Raw genomic sequence first — 14,035 nt, forward strand, 5'->3', positions numbered from 1 at the left:
ATGAGCCAAACAGCAGCTGTTCCTTCTCGTTGGGAGCGCTTTAAACAATCGGATTTCTTGTATTACTTCAAGCGCGATAAAGTCGCGATGGCAAGTTTTACTGTGTTCATGCTTTTCTTGGTGATGGCGTTAGCCGCACCAGTTCTCGCACCGTCAGACCCGTATGATCTCTCTTCGATTGATATTATGGATTCTGAGCTTCCCCCAATCTGGATGGAAGATGGTGATGAGCGATTCTTACTTGGTACCGATGAGCAGGGTCGTGACATTCTCTCAACGATCCTATACGGCTCACGTCTGTCGTTGACTATCGGTTTTCTTGCGGTGGGTCTTCAACTGGTGCTGGGTATTGTGATTGGTCTATCGGCTGGTTACTTCGGTGGCCGTATCGATAGCTTCCTGATGCGTTTTGCCGATGTACAGTTATCGTTCTCAACCATGATGGTAGCGATCATCGTTTCGGCTATCTTTAAAGCCAGCTTTGGCAGTGACTTTTACAGCCAGTATGCGGTTGTGATGCTGGTGGTGATCATCGGTGTTGCGGAATGGCCACAATATGCGCGTACTATTCGTGCCTCAGTATTGGCTGAAAAAAAGAAAGAGTATGTTGAAGCGGCGCGTGTGATGGGCTTTAAAGCACCACGTATTATGTTCCGTCACATCTTACCGAACTGTTTGTCACCAATTTTGGTTATCTCAACGGTTCAGGTGGCAAACGCCATCATGTCAGAAGCGGCACTTTCTTTCCTAGGTTTAGGTCTACCAGTAGACCAGCCATCGTTAGGTGCTCTGATCAGCATTGGTTTTAACTACATCTTCTCTGGCGCATGGTGGATTACCGCCTTCCCAGGCATTGTTCTGGTGACGCTAGTTCTTGTGATTAACCTATTGGGTGACTGGTTACGTGATGTATTTAACCCGAAAATCTACAAAGGGTGATCTAACCCTAAGATTTAATTAGTCTATTCTCACTACACTAAGAGCCGTAATTGATTACGGCTCTTTTTTTGCATTCACTTTTTCTCAACAGTGAATCAATAATAATGTCACTATGCTTATCTACAAGAAGAGCAGATTAAGGATGAAGTTAACAGGTATGGGTATCAAGATGGTGTTGAAACCAAAACAGTCTTATTTAAAGTTAGGTAGCCTGATTGGGCTATTGGCCTTACCAGTTCTTTCCACGCCCGTATTCGCAGAGGAATTTCTTTGTGATGCCACTCAAGCCTCAACCAATGAGCTGCCTGTTTTAGATAAAGCGTGTCCGATTGGCAAAGGGCTCTGGGGGAAGACTAAACCTCGTGGCAGTGAATCGACGTTTTGGATTCAGTGTGGCGTCTTCGGTCAGCCTTTATCTGTGGCGAAAGCAAAAAAGCTCTATCAACATATTTCCACTGATGTGTGGGCAAAGGCGGAAGGGAAAGCGAATCGATGCTTGATTGGCCCGTACACCGACTTTGCTCAAGCGAAACAAGATTTGGCGAACGTTAAGACAGAGCCTGGTTACAAAGAAGCCTTTATTCGTGAAGTGGTCAAAGGCGCTGTGTCACCTGCGCCAGTTAAACCAGTGGCTAAAAAGGTCTCTCGTACTTCGACTCAAGCGACGACCGTCATCCCTGCGCCAGTAAAATCACAGCCAACGCCTGTGGTGACTGCTACTGAATCGAAGAAAGCACAGCCGCAGCAGGAAATCACCATTCGCCTGTCGACCAGCGTGAGTGGGGTTGAGTATAACGTTCCTTACCTGATGTTTAGCGATGATCAGTTTTACATGGAACATTCTCTCCCATGGAACCGCATGAGTTATGAAGCGGCTTACAAAACCTGTTACCGTTTGGGTATGAAACTCGCGACCACTGAGCAGTGGCAAGCGTTGCTCGCGTCTGGGGAAATGGAGAAGAGCCAATGGCCAATGCATTTGCCGTATTGGGGCGCTGAGAAAGTGGGCATGTTTACCAGTGGTAAAACTAACCAGCTTAAAGGCAGCTCGTTACTCAATATAATGTGTGTGAAATAGTGAAAAGCAGGCGAGATAGCCTGCTTTTTTGTTACTGGGGTAGAGCGAGTCGAATAACAGCGGCGATAACGGTTAGCGCTCCGATACTGGCCAACCAAAGAAAGACAAACCAGCCCCATTGTCTCCATGTGCTTTTCATTAGTGATAGCCCTCACCATGCTTGAGCTTGCCTCTAAATACCCAGTAAGAGTACGCTGAGTACGCGATAATAAGTGGCAGTAAGATAGCTGCTCCCACGAGAAGAAACACCAAGCTTGAGTCAGGCGCAGCGGCCTCCGAGTACGTAAGTGCAAAAGGCACCAAGTAAGGGAAGGTACTGACGGCAAACCCGATGGCTGCGATGAGAAACAGCACAATTGAAAGTAGGTAGCTACGCAGGGCTAGACGATTGATTAACGCATCAAACAAGAACCAGATGCAGACTGAAGCGCAGATAGGAATAGCAACTAACAGCAGCGCATTAGGCAGTGTAAACCAACGTACTGCAATGAGTTCGTTTGCCATTGGTAACCAAAGACTGACGATCACTATGCACCCGACTAACAACATTCCCCACCGTCGTGCGATGCCATAATAGCGGCCAATGATATCTTCCGGTAATTTGATCAGTAGCCAGCACGACCCAAGCAGTACATAGGCGCACATCAAGGCGAATCCGCAAAAGAGGCTGAACGGTGTTAGCCAATCAAACCAACCGCCAGCATAAGAACGTCCTTCAACACTTATCCCTTGCAGTAAGGTGCCGAGCATGATGCCTTGCATCAAGGTTGCACTAAGGGAGCCAATGAAGAATGCACTGTCCCACAAAAAGATGCCTCGCTTGGTTCTAAAACGATACTCAAATGAGACCCCGCGGAGAATCAGTCCAAGCAGCATAATGATTAAAGGAGCGTAAAGGGCAGGCATCACGACCGCGTAGGCCAGCGGAAACACTGCAAATAAACCACCACCGCCGAGTACAAGCCAAGTTTCATTGCCATCCCAAACCGGCGCAATGCTGTTCATCATCAGGTCGCGTTCTTCCTTGCTGTGTGCGCTTGGAAATAAAATACCAATGCCCAAATCAAACCCATCCAGCACAACGTATATCAGGACAGCTAATCCGATAAGCCCATACCATATCAATGCGTAATCCATAGCTGACTCCTAAGTGAGATGATTCGAATGGGAAACCGGAGAGGTATCGGTTCCATCGGGTAGTCGGCTGTCTAGCGCTTCTTCATAGCGGGTCGGTGACTTACGCATCAATCGGATCAAGTAGAAGAAACCAGCACCAAAAATAATGAAGTAGACAATCACAAATGCCGCCAAGGAGACACTGACAGCGGCAGCATCAATTGGAGACGCAGAGTCGATGGTTTTGAGCAGGCCATACACAGTATAAGGCTGACGACCAACTTCGGTGGTTATCCATCCTGCTAGGACGGCAATGAATCCGGCTGGCCCAAAGGCGACACAAATACGGTGGAACCAAGGTGTGCCGTAGAGGGTTCGCTTTTTTCTCAGCCATAAACTGATCAACCCAATGAAAAACATGCCCACACCGATACCGATCATGACCCTAAAACTCCAAAATACGATAGACACGGGAGGGTGCTCATCCGCAGGAAACGCTTCAAGTCCTTTCACTTCGCCATCCCAAGAGTGGGTCAGTATCAGACTGCCCAGGTGTGGAATCTCGACTTTGTAATCGACTTGCTGAGTTTCCTCATTCGGGATACCAAACAGAATCAGAGGTGCGCCCTTATGAGATTGGAAGTGACCCTCCATTGCCGCAATTTTAGCGGGTTGGTGTTCCAGCGTATTGAGGCCATGAAAGTCGCCGGCAACGATTTGGATCGGGGTAACGATGGCAGCCATCCACATTGCCATCGAAAACATGGTGCGAGCGAGAGGATTGTGAGGGGCTTTGAGTAGGTGGTATGCACCAACCGCTGCCACAACGAATGCGGTTGTCAGGTAGGCCGCCAGCAACATGTGCACCAGTCTATATGGGAACGAAGGGTTGAACACAATCTCCCACCAGCTCTCTGGAATAAATTGCCCAAGTTCATTGATGGAGTAGCCAGCTGGCGTCTGCATCCAACTATTCACCGACAAAATCCAGAAAGCGGACAGAAAGGTGCCGAAGGCGACAATGCAGGTGGCAGCAAAGTGAAGCTTTTTGCCCACTCTATCCATACCAAATAGCATCACGCCCAGAAAACCAGCTTCTAGGAAAAAGGCGGTAAATACTTCGTAACCCATCAGTGGGCCGAGTATCGGGCCTGTTTTGTCGGCGAATACACTCCAATTGGTACCAAACTGATAACTGAGCACAATGCCGCTCACGACGCCCATCCCAAAGCTGATGGCAAATATCTTGATCCAATACTTATAGATTTGCAGGTACTTCTCTTTCCCTGTTTTGAGCCAAAGACCTTCCAATACGGCTAAATAGCTCGCCAGCCCAATCGTGAAAGCGGGAAAAATAATATGAAAAGAGACAGTGAATGCGAATTGAAACCTCGCGAGGTCGACAGCAAGTGTGTCCATAGTCTGCTCCGCTAAAGGGGTATAGATATGTTTACGGTGCTGACCGAGAAATGTTCAAAATATGAACACAAACTTGTTCTGTTCGGAAGGTGAACTCGTACGAATCAGTAGCTCAAGCAAAGAGAGGTGGTTGAGATGAGTTTAAAAAGAAGATTGGAACAATGGGAGCCACACTTTGAACCGGGAGGTAAATATCAGCGTTTTTATCCGTTATTTGAGGCCGCGGCGACGATAATATATACGCCCGGATTGGTGAACAAAGGGCACACTCATGTTCGCGATAGTGTCGACTTAAAGCGGATTATGATCATGGTTTGGTTAGCAACATTCCCAGCCATGTTTTGGGGCATGTACAACACAGGCCATCAAGCGGTCTCTGCGTTGCTCGTCACTTATTCTCAAGCGGATTTAGCTGCCTTAATTGAAGCAAGTTGGCGATTGAGTTGGGTGTTTGGCTCACCTCAGGCCATGACAGAAAGTGGCTGGGGACTACAGATGTTGCTCGGTGCCAGTTACTTTTTGCCTGTCTATGCCACCGTGTTCGTGGTTGGTGGTTTTTGGGAAGTGTTGTTTGCGATAGTCCGAAAGCATGAAGTGAATGAAGGCTTTTTTGTCAGCTCGGTGCTGTTCGCCCTAATACTCCCCCCGACCATTCCTTTGTGGCAAGCTGCACTCGGCATTACGTTTGGTATTGTGGTCGCGAAAGAAATCTTTGGTGGAACGGGGCGAAACTTCCTTAATCCTGCTTTAGCGGGTCGAGCTTTTCTCTACTTTGCGTATCCGAGCAATATGTCCGGAGGGGCGGTTTGGGTTGCAGCAGACGGGTATTCGGGAGCCACTCCATTGAGCCAATGGTATGGCGGCGGCAGCAATGAATTGATCAACAACATGACCGGTCAGCCTATTGGATGGCTTGATGCCTTTGTCGGTAATCTGCCTGGTTCTATGGGGGAAGTTTCAACCTTATTGATCATGCTTAGTGGTGTGCTGCTGATAGCGATGAGAATTGCATCTTGGCGAATTGTGGCCGGTGTTTTAATTGGTGTCGTGCTAACGTCCAGTTTACTGAACTGGATCGGATCTGAGAGTAACAGTATGTTCTCAATGCCTTTCTACTGGCACTTTGTTCTCGGAGGTTTGGCTTTCGGTGCCTTCTTTATGGCAACCGATCCGGTGTCTGCTGCCTTTACCAATAAAGGTAAGTGGGCGTATGGCCTGTTGATTGGGGTGATGACAGTAGGGATTCGAGTGCTCAATCCGGCGTATCCAGAGGGCATTATGTTAGCTATCTTATTTGCTAACTTATTTGCCCCACTGTTCGACTTCATTGTCAAAGATGCCAACATTAAGCGCCGACAACGCAGACTATCCCGATAAAGCTATTAGTCGTAAAAAGGCCAACCGGTTTCGGTTGGCCTTTTAATTTAGTGCCAGCATAAATCGATTTCCAAAGGTGGGGAGTTGCCATCGTCCTCTCCACACATTTCGTCGTAAGCATTATTGTGGACAAGCGTAGCGGAAGAGAAGTGTTCGTCGCGAAAGTGGTGTCTAGCTTGTTCTAGACTTTGAAACTTGAGTGGCTTTTTTTGCTCGTCTCGAATGAGATTTTTATGTTGATTTTCAACGTAGTAGGCAAGGTAAATGCCCCCTTCGAATGACTCAATAAGCAAATTCATAACTAGCTCCTTGGTGACAGTGTTGATGTTTGTTACGAAGGTTGCGAGGAGAAGTTCAATAGAAAATCAGAACAGAGTGGGTGAATACAGGTTGGGGTTGGGTTAGCCAAAAAACAAAAAGCCCCGCAGATGCGGGGCTTAGTAAAGCGATTCGCGTTGTGCTTAACGCATTGTCACAAACTCTTCTGAGCCAGTTGGGTGGATCGCTACCACAGAGTCGAAGTCTGCTTTGGTTGCGCCCATCTTCATTGCTACGCCGAAGCCTTGAATCATCTCATCAACCGTGAAGCCGATGCCGTGTAGGCCAACAACCGTCTCTTCTTCGCCCGCACACACTAGCTTCATCTTACATGGCTGACGGTGCTTAGTAACCGCTGTGTACATTGCCGTAAAGCCAGACGTGTAAACTTTCACGTTGTCTTTGCCGTATTTCTCTTCAGCTTCTTGAGTTGTTAGACCAATCGTACCGATCGGTGGGTGGCTAAATACAACAGTAGGAACTAGGTTGTAGTCCATTTTTGCATTCGTTTTGCCGTTGAATAGACGCTCAGAAAGTTGACGACCTGCTTTAACCGCAACAGGAGTCAGTTCGATACCGCCTTCCATGATGTCACCGACACAGTAGATGCCTTTCACGTTGGTTTCTTGGTATTCGTCTACCTTGATGTAACCACGGTCGTTAGTTGCCACACCTGTTGATGCAAGGTTGATTGCGTCTGTTGCAGGGTGACGGCCGATTGCCCAGATAAGTTGATCAACGTTTTGCGTGTTGCCGTTTTCTAGGTGAAGAGTCAGGCTGCCATCCGCTTCTTTCACGATCTCTTTTGGAATAGATTGCGTGTGTAGCTTAGGACCTTCAGCGTCCATAACTTCAACTAGCGTATCGATGATCATTGGGTCAAAGCTACGTAGTGGCGATTCTTTACGAACGAACAGGTGAGTTTCAGTACCTAGCGCGTTCAGTACACCTGCGATTTCAACTGCAATGTAACCTGCGCCGATAACCGCAACGCGTTTTGGTTGCTCGTTTAGCTCAAAGAAGCCGTTTGAGTCGATGCCGAACTCTGCGCCTGGAATGTTAGGAATGCTTGGACGACCACCCACAGCGATTAGGATATGGTCTGCCGTGTAGTGCTCGCCATTCACTTCAACCGTTTTCTCGTCAACGAACTTAGCAAAGCCTTTAATAACGTTTACTTTGTTGTTGCCTAGAACGCGATCGTAAGATTGGTGAATGCGGCCAATGTAAGCCTGACGACTCTCAACCAGCTTGCTCCAGTCAAAGCCTTTCACATCGACATCGAAGCCGTAGTCTTCTGCGTATAGGTTCATTGCGTCTGCAATTTGAGCACCATGCCACATAACTTTCTTAGGCACACAGCCCACGTTTACACACGTACCACCTAGGTCTTGAGCTTCGATTAGGGCTACTTTCGCGCCGTACATCGCCGCGCGGTTTGCTGATGCGATACCGCCTGAACCACCACCGATACAGATGTAATCAAAATGAGTCGCCATTACTTTCTCCAAGCTGTTTGAATTATTGAATGCTATGCAAAATTACATGGGGGCAGGGTGACGTAAACTCAATCTGCCCAGCATAGTGCTCCGTTGGCTCCTATCATAAATCGACTCCCTTCGATTTCCCAATGAGAAAAAGTGACAAAACTTATGACAAATAGCGATAAAACAGAGCACTTAGTTAAAAGGGAATTACTCCGGTACTATCCATTCGACTTTAAAGTGACCGGTTGCAGGAGCAATTGCTTCTTGCAGGAATGGAAGAATTTCTTTCATCTGGCTTTCTAGCTTCCACGGTGGGTTAATCACAATCATGCCTGATGCGGTCATTCCACGCTCGTTGGTGTCTGGTGATACGCCAAGTTCAATTTGAAGAATCTTACGAATCCCCAAGCCTTCTAGACCTTCGATCATGTCTTCAATGTCACAGCGGTTAACCACTGGATACCAAATCGCGTAAATGCCCGTTGCCCAGCGCTTGTGACTTTGGAAAATCGCATTCACTACATCACGGTACTCTTTTGCCAGTTCATAAGGAGGGTCAATCAGCACCAAGCCACGGCGTTCTTGTGGTGGCAAGCTCGCTTTCAGACGTTTAAAGCCATCTTCTTTGTAGATAGAGACCTGACGATCGCGGTGGAACTCTTGCTCAAGTAGCGGGTGATCGGCTGGGTGAAGCTCAGTTAGCACCATGCGGTCTTGCGGGCGTAACTGAGCACGAGCCACGCGTGGTGAGCCTGGGTAGTAACGCAGCGCATCACCATTGTTGAGCGTTTTAATCGACTCAAGGTAGCTTTGAATATCTTGTGGGATGTCAGCTTGCTCCCAAATACGAGCGATACCTTGCTTGTATTCGCCAGTTTTTTCTGACCATTCGTGAGTCAGGTCGTAACGGCCCACACCTGAGTGCGTATCGTGGTAGACAAATGGCTTATCTTTTTGCTTGAGCGAATCCAGAATAAGGCTTTGAACGATATGCTTAACCACATCGGCGTGGTTACCTGCGTGAAAACTATGGCGATAACTTAACAAAATGACTCTCTCGAAATGGTCTTACAACCATGATGACGTTAATACGAATAATTCGCTGATTATATACGCAGTGGCTGTGTGATGCTCGCCTTTAGCGACAACTTCGCTCGTGTTGGCTATTGAAAAATGCCTATCGCACCTATATTTAATCTTTAAGACGTTGAATATACTCAATAGACGAACCTGGAGTTCGCTTTCGACTACAAAAGGAATGATTTATGCCAAATCCACTTCTTAGCTTTACTGATTTGCCCCCGTTTTCACAGATTAAACCTGAGCACGTTAAGCCAGCAGTAGAGCAGGCGATTGCAGACTGCCGTTCTAAAATCGAGCAGGTGCTTGCTGGTGATATCTCCCCAACGTGGGACAGTGTGGTAGCACCAATCGAAGAGGTGGATGATCGCTTAAGTCGTATTTGGTCACCAGTGAGCCACATGAACTCGGTGGTCAACAGTGATGAATTGCGCGATGCATACGAAAGCTGCCTACCACTGCTGTCAGAGTACGGCACTTGGGTTGGCCAACATAAAGGTTTGTTTGATGCTTATAAGGCGATCAAGGCGAGCGATGAGTTTGCTCAGTTGACTCAAGCGCAGAAGAAAACCATTACTGATTCTCTACGTGACTTTGAACTGTCGGGCATTGGCTTGCCTGCGGATGAACAGCATCGCTATGGTGAAATCAGCAAGCGTATGTCAGAGCTAGGCTCTAAGTTCTCTAATAACGTACTTGATGCGACCATGGGTTGGAGCAAGCATGTGACGGATGAGAAAGAACTCGCAGGTATGCCAGAGTCGGCACTGGCGGCAGCAAAAGCGGCGGCAGAGTCGAAAGAGCTTGAAGGTTACCTACTGACACTCGATATCCCATCTTACTTACCAGTCATGACTTACTGTGATAACCAGGAACTGCGTAAAGAGCTGTACGAAGCGTACGTGACGCGTGCTTCTGATCGTGGCCCGAAAGCCGGTGAGTGGGATAACACAGAGATCATCAACGAACAGCTAAAACTGCGCTATGAGATTTCTCGTATGCTGGGTTTCAACACTTACAGTGAGAAGTCTTTAGCAACCAAGATGGCAGAGAATCCAGCTCAGGTACTGGGTTTCCTTAATGACCTTGCGACTAAAGCGAAACCTCAAGGTGAACGTGAGGTAGAAGAGCTGCGCCAATTTGCTAAAGCAGAGTTTGGCGTTGAAGCGCTTAACCTGTGGGATATCGCTTACTACAGCGAGAAGCAAAAGCAGCACCTATTCCAAATCTCAGATGAAGAGTTGCGTCCATACTTCCCAGAAGCGAAGGCGGTAAGCGGTCTATTCGAAGTGCTGAATCGCGTCTTCGGTATGACGGTTAAAGAGCGCGAAGGTGTCGATACTTGGCACGAGTCAGTACGCTTCTTTGACATTTTCGATGCCGATAACAACCTTCGTGGTAGCTTCTACCTAGATTTGTACGCTCGTGAACATAAACGTGGCGGCGCTTGGATGGATGAATGTCGAGTACGTCGTGTTAATGAATCTGGTGAACTGCAATCACCAGTAGCGTATCTAACCTGTAACTTTAACCGCCCAGTCGGTGACAAGCCTGCGCTGTTTACTCACGATGAAGTGGTAACGCTGTTCCACGAATTTGGTCACGGTATTCACCACATGCTGACTCAAGTTGAGTCGGGTGCGGTATCGGGTATCAACGGTGTGCCATGGGATGCGGTCGAGCTACCAAGTCAGTTCCTAGAAAACTGGTGTTGGGAAGAAGAGGCACTGGCGTTTATCTCGGGTCACTTTGAAACTGGTGAAGCACTACCAAAAGAGATGCTAGAAAAAATGCTGGCGGCGAAAAACTTCCAGTCAGCGATGTTTATTCTGCGTCAGCTTGAATTTGGTCTGTTTGATTTCACGCTACACACCGAGTTTGAACCTGAGGTTGGCCCTCGAGTGCTTGAGACGCTAGCGGAAGTGAAATCCAAAGTAGCAGTATTACCAAGCTTGGAGTGGAACAGATTCTCACACAGCTTTGGCCATATCTTTGCTGGTGGTTACAGCGCAGGGTATTACAGCTACCTATGGGCAGAAGTCTTGTCAGCAGATGCGTTCTCTCGCTTTGAAGAAGAAGGTATCTTTAATACCGAAACGGGTCAGAGCTTCCTAAACAACATCCTTGAGATGGGTGGCAGTGAAGAACCGATGGAGCTGTTCAAACGCTTCCGTGGCCGTGAACCACAAATCGATGCCTTGCTACGTCATTCAGGCATCAGTGCTTAATTCCTTTTTAGAGAAATAAACAAAACGCCCCTGACTTGATGAGTCAGGGGCGTTTTTTATTGATATGATAATCAGCGTAGCATGCAAGGAGGTAAAATGCTGAAACTAGGTAAGATGTTGATATTGAGCGTACTGCTAGGGGCGTCTGGTTGTGCGGAGCTAAAGCAAGCGGGGACTGATATTGGTCACGCGACTCGTGATGCTACAACGGCGATTGGTCATGCAACACGAGATGCGACTAAAGCAATAGGTCACGCCTCTCGTGATGCAGTTAACTCGGTCAACGATGATCTAAACAGCGATGGCTAGCGAGAAAACTTAGCTCTTAGCAGTTTATCGATGGAGAATGGTCCTGCCCCCCATACCACTACGATTAGGATCATCAGACCCCATAATTGGTGGTCAAAGAAGCCTTGCTCCCACAACACAGGGTAAGAGACCACAGCGATAATATTAAATACAAATAGGATCGCTGCCATTGGTCGGGTTAATAATCCTAGTGCTAAGAACACTGGCAGAATCAGCTCTGCGGCGGTACCCATATAAGCAGCTAACTGCCAAGGCAATACCGGCACTTGGTACTCATACTCAAACAAGAACAGTGTGCTATCCCAAGTCGATATCTTGGTTAATCCAGAATTGAAAAAGACCCAGGCAACCCAAAGCCGACAGAAAAGCAGCAGCAATGGAACAAATACAGATTGCGCTTTTTCAATCACGGCATCGTAGCTATTCAGACTATTTTTTATCAATTCAGACATTGTTTTTCCCCTTAGCGTGCGAGCGAAAACCCAGCAATCAAATTGCTTTCGACAAAGTAATTAAGATGTTCAAGTGCATGAGGCGGCGTTTCACCTAAGGTGCTACCAGAGTGTAGGTGTTGCAGTAACTCAAAGGCGCCATCATCGAGAGGCTGCATCCAAATCGTTCCCTGCTGAGAACAACAGATCACACCATGTTCCGCTTGGTCTAAATTCAATCCGTCAAAGTTATTGTTATCAATGGCTTTCTTAAGAGAAAACACGGCGTATTGAGATTGAAAAAAGTTCACACCGGGCTGCAAATGAAGATGTATAGAAGCTTGTTGTTCTGGCGCAATTTCCCCAAGTTTTGCCAGTGGTAGCAAAGAATCACACACAGAGATATTACCTTGCTGTTGCTGAGCCAAATCGATACACCATTCAAAACGAGCCACTTCACTGGCATAGGGTGCCGCTTCAACGACCGCTGGAAATTGCTCGATAGTATGTGAAAAATGCTCTCCGTATTTACTGACATCGCCAGCTTCTAACGGGTTAGTCAGTACATGCTGTCTTGCTAATTGAGCAAAACATTCTTCGCCGACCAGAGCCGAGACCATCGGATAGGTCGCTTCGAGCACCTCACTGAGGCTAACCACAAAGTTATTGCGATAGATCTGCATGCGTTCGTCGGCGCTGAAGGTATCACTCACAATGCCACATTCTTCGCCAGTGGCTTGATAATGAAGGGCTTTGGCGAATTGATGCTGTAACTTTGTCAAAGAAAGGTTCATGAAGCGATCCTCTCTTCGTTATTGGTCATTATTCCCTGCACACGCTGGTTAGCCTTGTCTGCTTCAGCAAGTAACACTTCGGGTGTTGGAATATCTAAATCCCATTCAATCAGAGTATGACGAGAACCATGTTGTTTTAGCCATTGTTCGTACAATTGCCAAACTTCGTCACTGACAGGTTGGCTGTGAGTATCAATCCAGATTTCGCCTTTTTCCAATTGCTTGATGGTAAAACCTGCCAAGTGAATTTCATCGACATGCTCTGCGGGGATCGCATCCAAATAGGTTTGCGAATCAAATCCATGATTGAAAGCCGAGACGTGAATGTTGTTTAAATCGAGTAGCAAGCGACAGTCAGTGTTGCGTTGAACTTCGGAGAGGAATTCCCATTCAGGAATGGTCGAATGAGCAAACTTCACATAGCTGGAAGGGTTCTCGATCAGGATTGGTCGCTGCAGGTAATCTTGCACCTCAATAACGTTGCGACAAAAAACGCCTAACGCTTCTTCGGTATAAGGCAGCGGCAGCAGGTCATTGAAATAGTGCCCGCCATTTTCACTCCAACTTAAATGATCGGAGACGAGAAAGGGTTTTATCTCATCAATTAAGCTTTTCAGTTGTTTGAGATGTGGTTGGCTTATTCGGCCAACACTGCCAAGCGACAAGCCAATACCATGGCAGCTAATTCGGTAATCATTGGCAATGTTTCTAAGGGTATGACGAGCAGCAGAGTGGGGCTGAAAGTAGTTCTCACTGTGGATTTCTAACCAAGAAAGCGCAGGCTGTTGGTGAGAAAAGTAATCCAAATGGGGTGTTCGCAACCCTACACCAATATGATTGTGATAGTTATGGTTTGTCACGGGCGAGTCCTTTGCGAGTCAGTAAAGATGAACGGCTTGTTGAGCCTGAGCCGTTCATCTTAGGTCGGTAGGTAAAGCGTTATGAAGATTGAGTGCTACCGCCAGCTAACTTGCCGCAAAGTCCTTTAGGAACGACGACGAAAGCATCACTTTGGTTATCTTCTTTTGCCGTGCCAGCACATGAGCTGGTTTTGGTTGCGCAGTCATTTTTGCCCGCTTTAGATACGCCGTAGCATTTTTCTTTTTCAGCCGCGACAGCAGGTGCCGCAGTCAGCATTGTGCCACCAAGAGCAAGTAGACCAGTAACAGCAGCAGTAACAGCAAGATTCGATTTTTTCATTGTAATTTCCTCAGACTTTATTCCTTGATTTATGTGGGCAAGTAATTGAAGTGGTGTCATTCATCAACTTGCTTAATTAAAAAGATAGAAAACGGCAGAGAAAACTTTCATAAAATGATTAATTTTTTATCAATAGATGAGAAATTAATATTTAAGGTGATGATTTTTAAGCGCTTAATGAAGGCAAATTTTTATGCTTTTTGTTCTGAAAAGCCGTCGCTGTTTAGGTTATAATCACTTTTCATGTATAGATAACCAG

The 14,035-nt window shown here is 47.1% G+C and carries 14 protein-coding genes; 5 read left to right on the forward strand and 9 right to left on the reverse strand.

Annotated elements, in window-relative coordinates:
- Together EJ063_RS17385 and EJ063_RS17390 are read left to right on the forward strand one after the other, a co-directional pair.
- Window positions 1-939 (forward strand): ABC transporter permease, encoded by a 939-nt coding sequence (locus EJ063_RS17385; protein WP_126575592.1) that lies wholly within the window; start codon window positions 1-3, stop codon window positions 937-939.
- Between the two features lie 169 nt (window positions 940-1,108).
- Window positions 1,109-2,017 (forward strand): SPOR domain-containing protein, encoded by a 909-nt coding sequence (locus EJ063_RS17390; protein WP_126575619.1) that lies wholly within the window; start codon window positions 1,109-1,111, stop codon window positions 2,015-2,017.
- 138 nt (window positions 2,018-2,155) lie between these two features.
- Here the strand turns inward: EJ063_RS17390 and cydB are convergent, their stop codons facing one another.
- On the reverse strand, window positions 2,156-3,154 hold the full coding sequence (gene cydB, locus EJ063_RS17400) for a cytochrome d ubiquinol oxidase subunit II (RefSeq protein ID WP_126575594.1): 999 nt from the start codon (window positions 3,152-3,154) through the stop codon (window positions 2,156-2,158).
- Between the two features lie 9 nt (window positions 3,155-3,163).
- Window positions 3,164-4,552, reverse strand: coding sequence for a cytochrome ubiquinol oxidase subunit I (locus EJ063_RS17405; RefSeq protein WP_126575595.1), 1,389 nt, complete (start codon window positions 4,550-4,552; stop codon window positions 3,164-3,166).
- Between the two features lie 135 nt (window positions 4,553-4,687).
- Here EJ063_RS17405 and EJ063_RS17410 point away from each other — a divergent pair, with 135 nt between their 5' ends.
- Entirely contained in the window at window positions 4,688-5,929 is a 1,242-nt protein-coding gene (locus tag EJ063_RS17410; RefSeq protein WP_126575596.1) for an NADH:ubiquinone reductase (Na(+)-transporting) subunit B, read from the forward strand.
- Between the two features lie 47 nt (window positions 5,930-5,976).
- Here the strand turns inward: EJ063_RS17410 and EJ063_RS17415 are convergent, their stop codons facing one another.
- The 3 genes from EJ063_RS17415 to EJ063_RS17425 all read right to left on the reverse strand — a co-directional run bounded on the left by EJ063_RS17415 (window position 5,977) and on the right by EJ063_RS17425 (window position 8,781).
- Window positions 5,977-6,228 carry a DUF6482 family protein gene (locus tag EJ063_RS17415; protein WP_126575597.1) on the reverse strand — a complete coding sequence of 84 codons (252 nt, stop codon included), beginning with the start codon at window positions 6,226-6,228 and terminating at the stop codon, window positions 5,977-5,979.
- Between the two features lie 162 nt (window positions 6,229-6,390).
- Window positions 6,391-7,746 (reverse strand): glutathione-disulfide reductase, encoded by a 1,356-nt coding sequence (gorA, locus tag EJ063_RS17420; RefSeq protein ID WP_126575598.1) that lies wholly within the window; start codon window positions 7,744-7,746, stop codon window positions 6,391-6,393.
- 195 nt (window positions 7,747-7,941) lie between these two features.
- Window positions 7,942-8,781, reverse strand: a complete 840-nt coding sequence (locus tag EJ063_RS17425) for a 23S rRNA (adenine(2030)-N(6))-methyltransferase RlmJ (RefSeq protein ID WP_126575599.1) — start codon at window positions 8,779-8,781, stop codon at window positions 7,942-7,944.
- A gap of 218 nt (window positions 8,782-8,999) precedes the next feature.
- On the opposite strand from EJ063_RS17425, the gene prlC reads away from it, so the two are divergent.
- On the forward strand, window positions 9,000-11,042 hold the full coding sequence (prlC, locus tag EJ063_RS17430) for an oligopeptidase A (RefSeq protein ID WP_126575600.1): 2,043 nt from the start codon (window positions 9,000-9,002) through the stop codon (window positions 11,040-11,042).
- 96 nt (window positions 11,043-11,138) lie between these two features.
- Window positions 11,139-11,351 (forward strand): hypothetical protein, encoded by a 213-nt coding sequence (locus EJ063_RS17435; protein WP_053440757.1) that lies wholly within the window; start codon window positions 11,139-11,141, stop codon window positions 11,349-11,351.
- On the opposite strand, the gene EJ063_RS17440 is transcribed toward EJ063_RS17435, so the two are convergent.
- The 4 genes from EJ063_RS17440 to EJ063_RS17455 form a co-directional block, all read right to left on the reverse strand.
- The gene (locus EJ063_RS17440; protein WP_126575601.1) at window positions 11,348-11,803 is read right to left on the reverse strand and encodes a DoxX family protein; all 456 of its coding nucleotides are present in this window, start codon (window positions 11,801-11,803) and stop codon (window positions 11,348-11,350) included. The genes EJ063_RS17435 and EJ063_RS17440 overlap by 4 nt on opposite strands.
- An 11-nt stretch (window positions 11,804-11,814) precedes the next feature.
- A complete protein-coding gene (locus tag EJ063_RS17445) occupies window positions 11,815-12,576 on the reverse strand; it encodes an HvfC/BufC N-terminal domain-containing protein (protein ID WP_126575602.1) in 762 nt (253 codons plus the stop codon).
- Window positions 12,573-13,436, reverse strand: coding sequence for an MNIO family bufferin maturase (bufB, locus tag EJ063_RS17450; RefSeq protein WP_126575603.1), 864 nt, complete (start codon window positions 13,434-13,436; stop codon window positions 12,573-12,575). The genes EJ063_RS17445 and bufB overlap by 4 nt, the downstream gene beginning before the upstream one ends.
- 79 nt (window positions 13,437-13,515) lie before the next feature.
- Window positions 13,516-13,776 (reverse strand): BufA1 family periplasmic bufferin-type metallophore, encoded by a 261-nt coding sequence (locus tag EJ063_RS17455; protein WP_126575604.1) that lies wholly within the window; start codon window positions 13,774-13,776, stop codon window positions 13,516-13,518.
- Window positions 13,777-14,035: the final 259 nt, after the last annotated feature.

It is taken from the genome of Vibrio aquaticus, from assembly GCF_003970385.1.
In the GTDB taxonomy this organism is placed as follows: Bacteria; Pseudomonadota; Gammaproteobacteria; order Enterobacterales; family Vibrionaceae; genus Vibrio; species Vibrio aquaticus.

Excerpts from the sequence above, each read along its gene's own strand:
- EJ063_RS17385 (WP_126575592.1), top strand. The coding sequence starts at position 1 with ATGAGCCAAACAGCAGCTGTTCCTTCTCGTTGGGAGCGCTTTAAACAA.
- EJ063_RS17390 (WP_126575619.1), top strand. The coding sequence starts at position 1,109 with ATGGTGTTGAAACCAAAACAGTCTTATTTAAAGTTAGGTAGCCTGATT.
- cydB (WP_126575594.1), bottom strand. The coding sequence starts at position 3,154 with ATGGATTACGCATTGATATGGTATGGGCTTATCGGATTAGCTGTCCTG.
- EJ063_RS17405 (WP_126575595.1), bottom strand. The coding sequence starts at position 4,552 with ATGGACACACTTGCTGTCGACCTCGCGAGGTTTCAATTCGCATTCACT.
- EJ063_RS17410 (WP_126575596.1), top strand. The coding sequence starts at position 4,688 with ATGAGTTTAAAAAGAAGATTGGAACAATGGGAGCCACACTTTGAACCG.
- EJ063_RS17415 (WP_126575597.1), bottom strand. The coding sequence starts at position 6,228 with ATGAATTTGCTTATTGAGTCATTCGAAGGGGGCATTTACCTTGCCTAC.
- gorA (WP_126575598.1), bottom strand. The coding sequence starts at position 7,746 with ATGGCGACTCATTTTGATTACATCTGTATCGGTGGTGGTTCAGGCGGT.
- prlC (WP_126575600.1), top strand. The coding sequence starts at position 9,000 with ATGCCAAATCCACTTCTTAGCTTTACTGATTTGCCCCCGTTTTCACAG.
- EJ063_RS17435 (WP_053440757.1), top strand. The coding sequence starts at position 11,139 with ATGCTGAAACTAGGTAAGATGTTGATATTGAGCGTACTGCTAGGGGCG.
- EJ063_RS17440 (WP_126575601.1), bottom strand. The coding sequence starts at position 11,803 with ATGTCTGAATTGATAAAAAATAGTCTGAATAGCTACGATGCCGTGATT.
- EJ063_RS17445 (WP_126575602.1), bottom strand. The coding sequence starts at position 12,576 with ATGAACCTTTCTTTGACAAAGTTACAGCATCAATTCGCCAAAGCCCTT.
- EJ063_RS17455 (WP_126575604.1), bottom strand. The coding sequence starts at position 13,776 with ATGAAAAAATCGAATCTTGCTGTTACTGCTGCTGTTACTGGTCTACTT.